The sequence below is a fragment of the Bacteroides sp. D2 genome (assembly GCF_025147085.1).
Classification (GTDB): domain Bacteria; phylum Bacteroidota; class Bacteroidia; order Bacteroidales; family Bacteroidaceae; genus Bacteroides.
The window spans coordinates 4,213,694-4,227,512 of the sequence record NZ_CP102261.1; the positions used below are offsets into that span (position 1 = coordinate 4,213,694).

At 42.7% G+C, this 13,819-nt stretch carries 12 protein-coding genes; 2 read left to right on the forward strand and 10 right to left on the reverse strand.

What is annotated here, in order from left to right; all coding sequences use genetic code 11:
* Window positions 1-26 precede the first annotated feature (26 nt).
* From NQ505_RS14930 to NQ505_RS14975, 10 genes are all read right to left on the reverse strand, one after another.
* The gene (locus tag NQ505_RS14930) at window positions 27-1,286 is read right to left on the reverse strand and encodes a glycoside hydrolase family 88 protein (RefSeq protein WP_004297411.1); all 1,260 of its coding nucleotides are present in this window, start codon (window positions 1,284-1,286) and stop codon (window positions 27-29) included.
* Window positions 1,287-1,452: 166 nt separating this feature from the next.
* Window positions 1,453-5,688, reverse strand: coding sequence for a two-component regulator propeller domain-containing protein (locus tag NQ505_RS14935; protein ID WP_259825418.1), 4,236 nt, complete (start codon window positions 5,686-5,688; stop codon window positions 1,453-1,455).
* Window positions 5,675-6,514: a transporter substrate-binding domain-containing protein gene (locus tag NQ505_RS14940; RefSeq protein ID WP_008999143.1), complete on the reverse strand. Its 840-nt coding sequence runs from the start codon at window positions 6,512-6,514 to the stop codon at window positions 5,675-5,677. Before NQ505_RS14940 ends, NQ505_RS14935 begins: the two co-directional genes overlap by 14 nt.
* A gap of 17 nt (window positions 6,515-6,531) precedes the next feature.
* Window positions 6,532-8,577 carry a putative porin gene (locus NQ505_RS14945; protein WP_008999144.1) on the reverse strand — a complete coding sequence of 682 codons (2,046 nt, stop codon included), beginning with the start codon at window positions 8,575-8,577 and terminating at the stop codon, window positions 6,532-6,534.
* 120 nt (window positions 8,578-8,697) lie between these two features.
* Window positions 8,698-9,240, reverse strand: coding sequence for a 2-oxoacid:acceptor oxidoreductase family protein (locus NQ505_RS14950; protein WP_008999145.1), 543 nt, complete (start codon window positions 9,238-9,240; stop codon window positions 8,698-8,700).
* Window positions 9,241-9,260: 20 nt separating this feature from the next.
* Window positions 9,261-10,025 carry a thiamine pyrophosphate-dependent enzyme gene (locus tag NQ505_RS14955; RefSeq protein ID WP_008999146.1) on the reverse strand — a complete coding sequence of 255 codons (765 nt, stop codon included), beginning with the start codon at window positions 10,023-10,025 and terminating at the stop codon, window positions 9,261-9,263.
* A 12-nt stretch (window positions 10,026-10,037) separates the two neighbouring features.
* The gene (locus NQ505_RS14960; protein WP_008999147.1) at window positions 10,038-10,211 is read right to left on the reverse strand and encodes a hypothetical protein; all 174 of its coding nucleotides are present in this window, start codon (window positions 10,209-10,211) and stop codon (window positions 10,038-10,040) included.
* 7 nt (window positions 10,212-10,218) lie between these two features.
* Complete coding sequence (locus NQ505_RS14965; protein WP_008999148.1) at window positions 10,219-11,301, reverse strand: 3-methyl-2-oxobutanoate dehydrogenase subunit VorB; 1,083 nt, start codon at window positions 11,299-11,301, stop codon at window positions 10,219-10,221.
* A gap of 11 nt (window positions 11,302-11,312) precedes the next feature.
* Complete coding sequence (locus NQ505_RS14970) at window positions 11,313-11,540, reverse strand: ferredoxin family protein (RefSeq protein ID WP_004297419.1); 228 nt, start codon at window positions 11,538-11,540, stop codon at window positions 11,313-11,315.
* 33 nt (window positions 11,541-11,573) lie between these two features.
* Window positions 11,574-11,855 carry a tetratricopeptide repeat protein gene (locus NQ505_RS14975; RefSeq protein ID WP_008999149.1) on the reverse strand — a complete coding sequence of 94 codons (282 nt, stop codon included), beginning with the start codon at window positions 11,853-11,855 and terminating at the stop codon, window positions 11,574-11,576.
* A gap of 254 nt (window positions 11,856-12,109) precedes the next feature.
* On the opposite strand from NQ505_RS14975, the gene NQ505_RS14980 reads away from it, so the two are divergent.
* Both NQ505_RS14980 and NQ505_RS14985 read left to right on the forward strand, forming a co-directional pair.
* Window positions 12,110-12,658 (forward strand): RNA polymerase sigma-70 factor, encoded by a 549-nt coding sequence (locus NQ505_RS14980; RefSeq protein WP_008999150.1) that lies wholly within the window; start codon window positions 12,110-12,112, stop codon window positions 12,656-12,658.
* 124 nt (window positions 12,659-12,782) lie between these two features.
* The gene (locus NQ505_RS14985; protein ID WP_008999151.1) at window positions 12,783-13,760 is read left to right on the forward strand and encodes a FecR family protein; all 978 of its coding nucleotides are present in this window, start codon (window positions 12,783-12,785) and stop codon (window positions 13,758-13,760) included.
* Window positions 13,761-13,819 lie beyond the last annotated feature (59 nt).

Consider the following 13,819-nt stretch of genomic DNA (forward strand, 5'->3'; position numbering starts at 1 on the left):
TGTTATCGTGAGAGTTGCCGGAAGATTTAGAAAAGACTTTCTTCCTTTTCCAATTTAGCTTTGCGGAGCAAGGCTTCCAGGAAATAATAGTCGGCGTATGAAAGCGGGACATCTATTTCGCTGTCGTGTGGTTTGGAACCTGTGCTGTGCAGCAGCAAGAATCCTTTATCTCCGTTTAGTTGCGCACGATAGCTATGCGTCAGGTTTTGGAGAATCTTATCAGCTTCCTGCTTGTATTGTTCTTTCTTTTCGGGAACGTATGTGCTTAGCTCATAAAGAGCGGATGCCATACAGGATGCGGCGGATGCGTCACGGGGTTCGTTCGGTATTCCGGGTGCGTTGAAGTCCCAATAAGGAATCAGGTCTGCCGGCAGGGTCGGATTGTTGAAGATGTATTTCTCTACTTTCTCCGCCTGTTGCAGGAATTCGGGTCTGCCGGTTTCACGATAGCACATGGTGTATCCGTATAAGGCCCATGCTTGTCCGCGTGCCCATGCTGATTCGTCGGAATATCCCTGATGCGTCATTTTGCTGCGTACCGTTCCGTTGATGGTATCGTATTCTACTACATGATAGCAACTGTTGTCTTCACGAAAGTGGTTCTTCATGGTAGTGAGTGCATGGTTGACTGCTATATTATAATAGGTGGAGTCGTTCGTTTCGCGGAATGCCCAGAACAGAAGTTCGAGATTTAGCATATTATCGATGATAACGGGGAATTGCCATTTGTCTGCATGGTGGTCCCAGGAACGGATACAGCCGATTACCGGTTTGTAACGGGTAATCAGGGTGCGTGCGGATTGCAACAGAATATCTTTATAAGTGGAATCTCCGGTCAGACGATAACCGTTTCCATAGCTGCAATACATCTTGAAGCCCATGTCGTGTGTCTTGCCGTTATTCTTCTCGCGTTCCAGAATTTCTGTATGTTTCTGCGCCTGCTCTTTCCAATATGGATTGTGCGTGTACTCATATAGATACCAAAGCTCACCGGGGAAGAATCCACTGGTCCAGTCTTTAGAAACAACCAGCTCCAGTGAACCGTCCGGTTTGATACTGCGGGGATTGGTTAATTCCCCCCAGCCTTTGCTTTCTCTCTTTTCTCTACTCTCTTGTGATTCATTGGCACGTGCCTCGTCTATTTGAGTCAGTGCGTATTTTAATTGCTGTTCGGCAAATGCGAAGTTAGAAGCAACGATATCTTGCTCTTTAGAGTGATTACAACTGGTAAGTGTGATAATTCCAAGTCCGAAGACTAACAAGTAGTTTTTAATCTTTGTTTCCATATGATTATATTAAGTAGAACAACATTGCAAATGTATGGAAACAGAGTAGAATCGGTTTGTCTAATGATGCCAGATGTTTGCATTTTCATCCCAAACAAATAAAAAAATCCGCGCTGTAAGCCTTGTTGGGACATTTTTTATTGTTTGGGACGATTTTGTAAATCGGCTATTCCCGGATGGTATCAATATCTGTATGGCCTGAATATGACTTTTGATATTCCGACGGAGAAACACCGTAAGCTGATTTGAAACATTTCGTGAAATAGGCGAGAGTACTGAATCCCGTAGCCGTTGCAATTTCGGTGATGTTCATTTCTGTTTGCTTCAGCATTTGTGTAGCTATCTCCAAACGTTTATGACGGATAAGGTCATTCAACGGCAGGTCGGTGATAGCTTTTAGTTTCCGGTAAAGATTGCTCCGGCTGAATCCCATCTCTTCACAGATTTTGTCTACTTTCAAATCGGGGTCGGTGAGATACTTTTCAATGATTTTAAATAGTTTCTGCATGAATTTCTCATCGGCAGAGGTCGTTTCCACTTCAATTCCCATGGATTGCAGGGAGAAGTTTTTGCTATATACGGATTTTAGCTTTTCCCGCTGCGCCAGAAGATTGTAGATACGTACCAGCAGAACATCAATATTAAATGGTTTGACTACATAATCGTCTGCTCCCGACAAGAATCCTTCTTTGACGTGCATCACCATCGTGCGGGCAGTGAGCAGAATAACGGGAATGTGTCCCGTCTGCAAATTGTTCTTGATAAGTGAGCAAAGTTCCAGTCCGTCGATACCGGGCATCATAATGTCCGTCACTACCAGGTCGGGAAATTCTTTCAGGACAATTTCAAAAGCATCCGAACCGTTGTCGGCTTCCAATACGTTGTAATATTGTTCCAGGTGTCCTTTTACATAACTTCGTATCTCTTCATTGTCTTCTACCAATAGAACCGTTTTGCCGGGTAGGGATGGGGTGGTTCCGGAAATGGTATTTTCGGAATCAATGGCTCCGGACATACCTTTTTCTACTTGTTCATTGTTTTTTTCCGAGAGAACGGCAGTATTCGCCACCTCTTCTTCTGTCATGGTGTGGTTCGGTAATAGGATAGTGAATACGCTTCCTTTGGGGGTATTGGCTGTGACTCCAATTTCTCCGTGATGCAGATGAACAACAGATTGAGTCAGGCTTAATCCGATACCTGTGCCATTCATATTCTCGCTACCTGTCGTGTGACCGACCTGGTAGAAGGGAGTGAAGATTTGGGTACGTTCATCTTCTGGAATTCCTTTTCCCGTATCTGCTACCTGAATTACTAAATAACTTCCCTGATGGGAGGTGATAAGCGGAGAATGTTCCGATAGCCAGTCGCTATGCTCCTGGCGGAGAGTGTCTATATCTGTAATCAGCAATAAACGCAGCGTGATTGTATCTCCCGGTACTGTGAATTTAAAAGCATTCGACAATAAATTGAAAACGGCTTTTTCGAGTAAGCCCTGATCGAAGCAGGCTGTCACCTCGCCTTGAGGAGCCTGATATTCAAAATGAATCTGTTTGCTTTCGGCAATCTGCCTGAATGTGTAGAATATTTCGAGCAGGAAAGCATTCAGGTCGCTTTGAGACAGTTGGAGAGTGAGATTACCACTCTGGTTCTTCTGTAAATCCATCAATTGATTGACGAGAAGTAATAATCGGCGGGCATTTTTCAGAATCATGTCCAGTTGTGTTCTGATAAACTGGGGAACTTCTGCCCGTTTCATCAACTCTTCCAGCGGGCTGATGATAAGTGTCAGCGGAGTACGTAGCTCATGCGAGAAGTTGGTGAACAGGTGCAGCTTTGTCTGATGGAATTCTTCCATGCGTTGTTTCTCCATTTGCTTCATGCGCAGGTCCAGTTCCAGTTTATGTTTGCTGTACATATAATAGCCGATAGTAAACATGATTCCCAATGCGGATAGGACATAAAGGATATAGGCCAGCGGTGTTCCCCACCACGGAGAGCGAATGATGATTTCCATTTTCTTTCCGGTTTCATTCCATACGCCGTCATTGTTGGATGCTATGACCTGAAATGTATATTTTCCCGGAGCGATGTTGGTATAGAATGCTTCTTTACGACTACCTACGTAATTCCAGTCTTCGTCGTGACCGGAGAGTTTATAGGCATATTGGTTCTGTTCGTGCAGAATATAGTTCAAAGCACTGTATGCAATGGAAAAATTATTCTGATTGTAGGCAAGAACCAATGTTTGCGTATCGTCCGGGGCACTATCCAGCAGATGAGTATCATCATTCGGTGTGATTACCTTATTGTTTACCGTCAGTTGGGTAAGTACTACCGGTGGCATGGTGTTATTCTTTAGAAGAGAGCCGGGAGTAAAAGAAAGGAAACCATTGCTTCCACTAAAGTAGACCTCACCGTGGGGCAGACTAATGACTCCCTGCGGTGTAAACTCCAACGTTTCGGAACCGACAAAACAGTCATAACTGCGTATCTGCCCGGTCTTGGTATTCAGCTCGGCTATCTCCTTATCGACACTAATCCATAAGTTATTGTTGTGCTCCACCATGGCATATACCTCATTATTGGGTAGTCCCTCTTTCTTGCCAATATGTTTGATAACGCCTGTTCCTTGTTTATACAGGTATATTCCTCCTCCGAAAGTGCTGAACCAGATTTCACCATTCGCTTTGCGCACCATGGAAGTGATGTAGTTGTTTTCGAGTTTCTGATTGGGATTTGTTTCTGACATATTGCAACGGAGCACCGTTCCCTTTTGCATATCATATTCGTAGAGCCCGAACGACCGGGTTCCTATCAGAAAAGTATGAGCGTTCAGTGCCAGGAAGCTCCGGAGGCTGGTGAAGTTGACAAACTCCTTTTTCTCTTTGCCATACGGGAACTGATTGGTGATTTTTCCGTCCGGAGACAGTTTCACCAGTCCTTTGTCGGCTGTCGTCCCTATCCATAGATTATTCTCTACATCTTTATAAAAAGTATAGATGGCAAAGTTTTTTTCCCGGCCGAATGAATATACTAATGTGAACTTTTTGGAGGGAATATGGAATTTATAGACTCCTCCGGTACTTGTGCCACACCAGATATAGTCTCCATCCAATAACAGGGATTTGATGATGTTCTTGTTGAACAATCCTTTGGATGTCTGTTCAATCAGGAAGTTGGTATATTCCTTGGTGATGGGATCGAACTGCATCAGTCCTCCTCCCTCTGTTGCAATCCACAATGAAGTGGAATCATACACCATCGTACCAAAGATATTATATAACTTCTGGTTGTTATTCTCTACCGGATGGTAAAAGATGAACCGGTTATTGAGCGGGTTATAGTAGTTCACACCACCGGAATAAGTACCCACCCAGAGCGTTTTCTCCCGGTCGATGTAGATACTGCGGACGGAAAAATGACTTAGACTGTTCTGGTTGGCATCGAACCGGTTGTATTTGGATATATCATCGTTTCTTAAATCCAGAATACTAAGTCCGTCGAACGTCCCGATAATCAATTTCTGGTCCTGCTCGGTGATGCAACGGATATAGTCATTTGTCAGTCCGCTGTTTTTTTGATTGTAGATGGATAAGTCTTTGGTCTTCGGGTTCCATTTATTCAGTCCCCTGGTTTCTGTTCCTATCCATACCTGATGCCGGGAGTCTTCGAAAATACAGCTGATTGCATCGTCCGACAGGGCAGGCTGGGTGCTTTTATTGAGTTGCTGAATCAACTCCATTTCAGGTGTACAGATAAATAATCCGTGACGGTGGGTACCAATGTAAAGTCGTTTTTCTGCATCAATATAAAGCTGCATGATTGCTTCATTCTCCGGGACATGGTCGGAATATTTCTTCTTGAATTCCCCGGAACGAGGTTGCCATATACATAACCCCGTTCGGGTACCAACCCACAGATTACCGGACTGGTCAAATTGAAGAACGGCAATGTTGTTTCCTGCCATGTTTGGATAATCGTCCGTCTGATATTTGGTAATCTGATTGGTTTTGAGATTGATATAGTTAAGCCCGTTATTAGTACCTACCCACAATCCCTCGTTTGCATCGTCCGACAACAGGCAAGTGATATGATTGTCCGACAGTGAATGAGGATCATCGTTATCATGCTTGTATACAGTAAATTTCTCCCCGTCGTATTTGTTTAATCCATTGCGGGTTGCAAACCATATATACCCTTTGGAGTCTTGTGCAATGGCAAGGACTGATAGTTGCGACAAGCCATTCTTGAGATTGATATTCGAGAAATTGAATATTCCGCTTTCTGCGGCATAAGCTCGTGGAAAGCAGATAGTCAGGAAAATCAAGAAAGCAATAAAAGAAAATGAACGTGTATGGAATAGAAGTTTTTGTGTAATAGAAATAAGGTTATTCTTTATCATAGTATTTCTTATAAATCTTTTGGTATTCCTCTTCCTTTTGGAATTTATCCAGCCATGTATTCAAACTATCGAGTAAGGCGGGGGATTGTTTGCTGACTGCCCATGAGTAGAACTGCGTGAAGCTGATAGCTGTATTAATATCTATTTGCGGCAACGAATCAGCTGCTGCCAGTGCGATGCTTTCGTCGCAAACGGCATAGTCGATGTCTCCGTGCGCTACCATTGATATCAATTGTTCGGAACCGTATTTATCAATCTCCTTGATGTAGATAGTATCTCCGATCTCATTACCTAGATTCTGAATACGCAAAATAGAGGGGGAGCCTTTTACGACATGAAGTGTTCGCTGGGCTAAATCCAGTTGGGTACGGATATAGAGTGAATCATTCTCTCCAATCTCTTTGCGTTGCACCAGCACTTGCTTGTTGAGGAAAATGGGAGAGGTGAGAAGCAGAGAGTCTTTTAACTTGCTGGTGGCTAATATGCCATAAGCAATCACATCATAACGTCCCTCGCTTAATCCTTCCAACCGCTCTTCGAAACTCATAATAGGTGTTATTTCGGCTTTGAGTCCTTTGTCCCGGGCGAATGCCTGTATCAGTTCGTAATGAAAGCCGGAAACGGTGTCACTGTCTACATAAAAACTGATGGAATTATATTCGGTAGCTACACGTATGATACCCTCTTTGGCAATGGCAGCATAATCACGCGGATGTCCCGCAGGTTTTTCCTGCTTACCGCATTGACGGAAAGAGAAGATAAATGCCAATACAATAATCACTGGCACTAAATATCTGAACAGTCTCAATTTGGGGCGTGATACCATAAGTCGTATAGTTTTTGTTAATCATAGAAATTCCATGAAAGACCGAATTTCAGCACACGTGGGTTGATGGGGTAGTGAGGAGACAGAAAGTAATTCGGACTGCTCATGCCCTGGTTCACGTGATACATCATTACATAGAAACGTGTACGCTTTAAATGTAAGTTTGCATATACATTCACAATCGGATAACCTCCTATCTGTACCTGATCGTCTGTCGGTTGCAGGTGGAAATTCTGAATGGCCGGCATATAGGCAGGTGCATTGTATTTGCTGAAATAACGCACGTCGGCTCCCAATTGCACACTAAGTACTTTCTTCGCCAGTTTGAACTGCATATAGAAGTTATGATATAGCGATAGATCAGGCAAAGGAAGTACAGTCTGGTCACTCGATTTCTGCCAAGTCACCTCATTGTCCAGATGGAAGATGCCCAACTTGAAGTCCTGATTAAGACTTGCAGATAATACCTGTATACTTCCACCATTCTGTTCCGGCGTTGCTTCCTGGTTGAAGTAAGTATAGTTCTTGATATTTTCAACTCCTGCTTTCAGGCGTGTCCTCCAACGTGCAATGCTCAATTCCCCCTCAATACGGGTACGGAATTCCTTGTCCATATCGTCGTCCCACATGAAATGCTTGGAATGATAATGGCGCATATAGAAAGGAGCAAGCTTATTGCTGACTTCACCACGAGCTATAAGACTGACGGTGTCTTTCCATAACGGGAAGTTCAGGTCAATATCTCCTTTTACATTGAATTGCCCAATGGCTTTTCCTGCCAATCCCACTTCTCCGATAGCGTGGTAATGAAGCACATTCCCTTCACGTTTGGATAATTCGCCTCCAACAAATATTTCATTTTCGTTGTATTTGTCGGGCAATGGATTTCCTTCCATATTCATCAGTGTATACTTGCTGATTTTATAGGAAGCAAATGCAGTCAATCCGGCTTTGGCATATTTATTAAAGCCCTCTAATAGAGCAATACCTATGGTGTTCTTGATTCCCACATAGGTCGTACTATCTCTGACCATCGCATTATCCGGGTCCAGATATGTATTCTTGTAATAGTCTTTGACGTTGTCATTAGAATTGAAGCTATGCCGTGCCCGTTCCACCTGGATGGTGTGTATAAAACTGGTTACGGGGACAAACTCCTGTTTAGCGGGAGTGGTGTCATTTTCAGCTTGTGATATGTCACGACTGAATCCCAGATTATATCGTTGGGTCAGGAAGACATAAAAGTCATGGTTACGGTTGGTCGTTGCGCTTAGTACGGTAGGAATATTGGTTGATTCATATTCTCTTTGACCTTGCGCCATTTCTTCCGGTGCAGTGATATAGCGGTCGTCCTCAATACCTCCGTTTTCGTTTGTTTTCAGGTAATTGTTGCTGTATATAGCCTGCATCTGATATTTGTCGCCGATATAGCTACCGAAAACAGCTGCGTTAAAATACGCCGTATTCTGATTATTGTAATATCCTCGTCCGTACAGGTAGTCTACATTAAATCCGAAAGCCAGTTTCTTGTTTACATTGACGGAGAAGTAAGATTTGAAACGCTCTTCCCCGTTCACTTTATTACCGGCTTTGTGATACGTCAGATTCGTATAAGGTACGTTACTGTTGGTAAAATTAAATTCCGTAGGACGAATGAAGAAACTGGAGAAAGGCTCCATGAAAATAGTCGGTTCCGGGTCACGGCGGTCAAAGAAGATGCGTGACATACGGGGAGAACCCATATTGGCCAGATAATTATAATGTCCGGTAAGTCCTTCGGTCAGGTTTGAATTTTGGAAATGATGAAAGGCAGTATCTGCCGGTACTATGGTCCGGTCGCCCAACTGATTCTTGATACGCCACATATACAACTTTGGAGGCAATCCCTGTACTTCGACATTTGCACTATCCAATCTGTCCGGAATCATGGCAGGGTCTACCTGATTTCCGTATTGGTCGTATCCGTTTTCGTCTACTCTCTGGCGACCATTATCGAACTGTGCGTGAACAGTCGTCAAACCTATAACGGAAAGTAATATATATAATAGTAAGATTCGTCTCATAATTGGAGGCAAAGATACTTACTTTAATTGAGAATTGAGAATTGAGAATTGAAAAATATGTTGCATCCTTTACTTGGCGAGCAATTATTTCTTAATTCTCAATTCTCAATTTTTAATTTATTAAACCTCACGGATTAACTCCATCCCTTTCTTGATAGCTTCCTCGTTCATAGGAATCAAGTGGTGGTGGCGTTCCGGCAGGGTTTTCTTCAATCCTTTGATTACATTTTCCAAAGTTACAACCGGACGAAGTTTCAATAAACCGCCAAGTACGATCATGTTGAATGCTTTGGCATTATTCATCTCGTTGGCTGCATCCATTGCGTCAATACGATATACTTTGATATCCTTGCGAGTAGGAGGGTGGATAATTCCGTAACCGTCATAAATCAGGATACCGCCGGGTTTCACTTTGCTTTCGAACTTCTCGAGTGAAGGCTGGTTCAGAATGATGGCAGCATCATATTTACTTAGAATCGGTGAAGATATCTTGTCGTCGCTTACAATAACTGTAACGTTGGCCGTTCCACCTCGTTGTTCAGGACCATAAGCCGGCATCCAGCTCACTTCTTTGCCTTCCATCAGACCGGAATATGCCAGAATCTTACCCATAGACAATACGCCTTGTCCACCGAAGCCTGCTATAATAATTTCTTCTTTCATTGTTCTGTTGACTTTTAGCGTTATTCTTTATCTTTTAAATCACCCAGCGGATAGAATGGGAACATGTGTTCTTCCATCCATTTGTTAGACTTCTCCGGAGTCATCTTCCAGCCTGAACTACAAGTGGAAACGATTTCCACCAGGTTGGAACCTTTACCACTCATGGAATTCTCGAAAGCCTTGCGGATAGCTTTCTTTGCCTTACGGATGGCCGGTACCGATTGTACGGACTGGCGGCTTACGTAAGCCGTTCCCTCCAGTTGGGCTGCGATTTCTGTGATTTTCAATGGATAGCCGTGAAGTTCAACGTCACGTCCGTAAGGACAAGTCGAACTCTTCATTCCTACCAGTGTAGTCGGGGCCATCTGACCGCCTGTCATACCATAAATGGCATTGTTGATAAAGATAATCGTGATGTTTTCGCCACGGTTCAAAGCGTGTATAGTTTCGGCTGTACCGATACAAGCCAAGTCACCATCGCCTTGGTAAGTGAATACGAGGCGATCCGGCCACAGGCGCTTTACAGCAGTTGCCACAGCAGGAGCACGTCCGTGTGCAGCTTCCTGCCAGTCAATATCCAAATAGTTATAGGCGAAAACTGCACATCCTACCGGAGAGATTCCCACCGTTTTATCTTCCATACCCATCTCCTCTATTACTTCGGCAATGAGCTTGTGTACCACACCGTGACTGCAGCCCGGACAGTAGTGCATGGCGTTATCGTTCATCAGAGTCGGTTTTTTGTAAACCAGATTCTCGGGTTTGATTATTTCTTCTTTAGTCATAACTTCTTCTCCTTATCTGTTGGTGAACCGTATAAAAAACTCCATCAGCTTGACAAAGATTGCCGCGCCGCATACGTAGATAAACATTTTGAAATCTTCTTTGGCTACAAAATAGATGATGATGGCTGCAACGGCCAATATCATAAAGAGGATATTCAGTACGTTTCTTATTTTATCGGGATTCATCGTTTCGTTATTTGATTATTTTTTCTTCCAGGGCAGTTACAATTTCATCCGGATCGGGCACAATACCACCGAGGCGTCCGAAATGTTCTACCTTTATTTTACCGTTAACAGCCAGGCGGACATCTTCAATCATCTGTCCGGCATTCAGTTCCGTAACAAGCATACCTTTTACTTTATCAGCATAAGAAGCAATTGCCTTTGTCGGGAACGGCCACAAGGTGATCGGACGCAGGATACCTACTTTGATACCCTTTTCACGGGCCAGTTCCATTGCTTTCTGACCGATACGGGCCATTGAACCAAAAGCGATGATTAGATATTCCGCATCTTCGCAGTTGATTTCTTCGAAGCGTACTTCGTTTTCTTCAATTACACGATATTTTTCCTGGAAACGGAGATTGTTGATCTCCATGGCTTCCGGTTTCAGTTCGAGAGAAGTGATAATATTCGGTTTACGACCTTTAGACTTTCCGGTAGTAGCCCATGGACATTGTTCGATAACTTCCGCTTCCGTACGGCGTGGTTTCTGTGCAGGGAGAACTACTTTTTCCATCATCTGTCCGATCACACCATCTGCAAGGATGATAGCCGGGTTACGGTATTTGAAAGCCAGTTCGAAGCCCAGCTTTACGAAATCCGCCATTTCCTGTACGGATGCCGGTGCGAGTGCTATCAGTCTGTAGTCACCATGACCACCCCCTTTTACAGTCTGGAAGTAGTCGGCCTGACTAGGTTGGATGGTTCCCAGTCCGGGACCTCCACGCATCACGTTCACAATCAGACAAGGAAGTTCGGCACCTGCAATGTAAGAGATACCTTCCTGTTTCAGGCTCACACCCGGACTTGAAGAGGAGGTCAGTACCATCTTTCCGCTACCTGCACCTCCATATACCATATTGATAGCTGCCACTTCACTTTCTGCCTGGAGTACTACCATGCCCGTTGTTTCCCACGGTTTCAGTTCGGCAAGCGTTTCCAACACTTCCGATTGGGGAGTAATAGGATAACCGAAGTATCCATCCGCACCGCAACGGATAGCTGCATGGGCGATGGCTTCGTTTCCTTTCATTAATACAACTTCTTCTGCCATATTCTTTTCTTTTATTCTACTTTTACTTTATACACTGAAATACATCCGTCCGGACAAACTGTTGCACACGAGCTGCATCCGTTACAGGTATCTTCTTTTACTTGCCAGGCATAGTTATAGCCTTTCATATTTACCTCTTTATTGAGGGCGATTACATCGAGCGGACATGCCACTACACACAGGTTGCATCCTTTGCAACGCTCCGTGTCGACTACGATTGCTCCTTTGATTTTTGCCATAATCTTTTTTTATTACGTTATCTTTGAGTTCGATTATTGATTAAACATATCTTTGTGGTAGAAATTGAGGATATCAATTGCCATTTTCCTGGCCTGAACGGCAGGGCTGTCCGGATTGAGCTCGATGGCATACTGGTAGTTGTCCAGTGCCCGCTTCCAATCTCCTTTTTTTCGGTAGGCATTTCCCCGTAAATAGTAAAGAGTATCTTTCTCTTTTTCGACAGAAGTGTCCTGGAGAAGCTGGTCCAATTGCTTAATCGCTGTGTCCACATCCCCCTGATTGATAAGCTCTTTTAGGTTGTCTATTTGCTCCATTTCTTTCGTCTTTCGGGATTCTGAAACGCAAAGATAGTTTTTATTTGTGTAAATGGGGCAAATGAGAACGGAAATTTGCAAGGTTTGGGCTTTATTGCATATTCTATGAATATATAGTCAGGATGAAAGAAAAAACGGTTCTCATCTTTTTTGTTTATAACGAGAATATATCTATTTTTGTCGCCACCAACATGATTGGTTCTGTTTTCTCTGATGATGATTATTAATACACTTTGGCCTTGTAGAATACTGAAATGAAAGATGAACATGTGAATGATATAAATAATTATCAGAAACTGTATATGCAATATGCGCCCATGTTGTTGCGTTTTGCCGGTAAGTTTATTTCTCCTTTTTTTGCAGAAGATATTGTGCAAGATGTATTTCTTAGAATATGGGATAAACAAGTGTTTCTGTTATCTGAATCAGAGGTTAAAAATATATTGTTTGTTGCTGTCCGGAATGCCTGTATCGATCATTTGCGTCGTATTAGTCTCGAACAGGAGTTTGCCGATAAGCGTGCTATTCAGCTCAAATTAGATGAGTTGAGCTTTTACGACGGTGCTGATGAGTTATTTATGAGGAAAGACTTGATGGCGCATGTGATGGCAAAAATAAATGAATTGCCCGAAAAGAGACGCGAAATCTTTCTGTTGTCTTATATGGAAGGACTTAAGGCAGCAGAGATTGCTGAAAGATTGAATTTATCCACACGAACAGTAGAGAATCAATTATATAGAACATTGCTTTTCTTGCGAAAGGAACTTCAGACGGCTTTTGTCTATTTATTTATGTTCGTATAGCCTGCATGAATCCCCGTTTTTCATCACGTAGAAAAATATAATAAAAAAATAAAGAAGTCGGTGAGTAGTTTTTGCCGATGACTCGTTACATATATAAAAACAGGTAAATATTATCTATTTATATATGGAAAACATGATTTCAGATTTGATAATAGGGTTTCTAAAAGGCTCGTTGAATGAGAAAGAGATCAATCAGTTTTATGATTGGGTGAATAAAGCACCTGAAAATAAAAAGATCTTTTTCGAAGTAAAGATGATCTATGATGCTTGCTTGTCTAAGGGAAGCGATATTGATATGGATAAGAGCTGGCAACGTTTATTGGAAAAGAAACAGAAACAGGCTCCAAAGAAAATATACACTCTTTTCCGGAGAATTCAGACTTATGCGGCAGTCGCTGTTATCGCCATCGCCCTTACTTCTACTATCTTCTTGATGTTAAATACTACTTCTCCTGCTCCGATAGCCGAATATGTGAGTGGTGATGGAATTGTTGCTGATAAGATAATACTGTCAGACGGTACACAGGTGAGCATGGGTAGTCAGACGAAATTCCGTTATGATCCTCATTATGGAAAAGATAAACGTGTAGTTTATTTGGAAGGAGAAGCATTCTTTGATGTAGCCAAGCAAAAAAGTAAACCTTTCATCGTGGTTGTGAATGGGCAAGAGATAGAAGCTTTAGGCACCAAATTCAATGTGGAAGCTTATCCGTCAGATTCTGTTGCTGTCACTACTTTATTGGAGGGCTCCATCCGTTTGACTAGTGAAAATATAAATACTCCGGTTGTTTTAAGACCCAATCAACAATATGTCTACAATAAAGATAAAGGAACTTATAAAGTAGATAAAGTAGAAGCTTCTCTTTATACATCATGGATTTCCGGTTATTATTATTTTCATGAAGAAAGTTTAGACGGAATACTGAACAGGCTGGGACATATTTACGGAGTCGATTTCCGGGTTCAGTCGGATAACTTGAAAGGACGTAAATTTACCGGAACTTTCTATCGGGGACAAAGTATTAAGGATATTCTGGATGTGATAAATGTCTCAATTCCAATTCAATATCAGATAAATAAGCAACATGTGATTATAAATTGAATAACTAATCTAATAAGAACGACAGAATGAATAGCAGTTAACCTTATATAATAAGAAAG

Excerpts from the sequence above, each read along its gene's own strand:
- NQ505_RS14930 (WP_004297411.1), bottom strand. The coding sequence starts at position 1,286 with ATGGAAACAAAGATTAAAAACTACTTGTTAGTCTTCGGACTTGGAATT.
- NQ505_RS14935 (WP_259825418.1), bottom strand. The coding sequence starts at position 5,688 with ATGATAAAGAATAACCTTATTTCTATTACACAAAAACTTCTATTCCAT.
- NQ505_RS14940 (WP_008999143.1), bottom strand. The coding sequence starts at position 6,514 with ATGGTATCACGCCCCAAATTGAGACTGTTCAGATATTTAGTGCCAGTG.
- NQ505_RS14945 (WP_008999144.1), bottom strand. The coding sequence starts at position 8,577 with ATGAGACGAATCTTACTATTATATATATTACTTTCCGTTATAGGTTTG.
- NQ505_RS14950 (WP_008999145.1), bottom strand. The coding sequence starts at position 9,240 with ATGAAAGAAGAAATTATTATAGCAGGCTTCGGTGGACAAGGCGTATTG.
- NQ505_RS14955 (WP_008999146.1), bottom strand. The coding sequence starts at position 10,025 with ATGACTAAAGAAGAAATAATCAAACCCGAGAATCTGGTTTACAAAAAA.
- NQ505_RS14960 (WP_008999147.1), bottom strand. The coding sequence starts at position 10,211 with ATGAATCCCGATAAAATAAGAAACGTACTGAATATCCTCTTTATGATA.
- NQ505_RS14965 (WP_008999148.1), bottom strand. The coding sequence starts at position 11,301 with ATGGCAGAAGAAGTTGTATTAATGAAAGGAAACGAAGCCATCGCCCAT.
- NQ505_RS14970 (WP_004297419.1), bottom strand. The coding sequence starts at position 11,540 with ATGGCAAAAATCAAAGGAGCAATCGTAGTCGACACGGAGCGTTGCAAA.
- NQ505_RS14975 (WP_008999149.1), bottom strand. The coding sequence starts at position 11,855 with ATGGAGCAAATAGACAACCTAAAAGAGCTTATCAATCAGGGGGATGTG.
- NQ505_RS14980 (WP_008999150.1), top strand. The coding sequence starts at position 12,110 with ATGAAAGATGAACATGTGAATGATATAAATAATTATCAGAAACTGTAT.
- NQ505_RS14985 (WP_008999151.1), top strand. The coding sequence starts at position 12,783 with ATGGAAAACATGATTTCAGATTTGATAATAGGGTTTCTAAAAGGCTCG.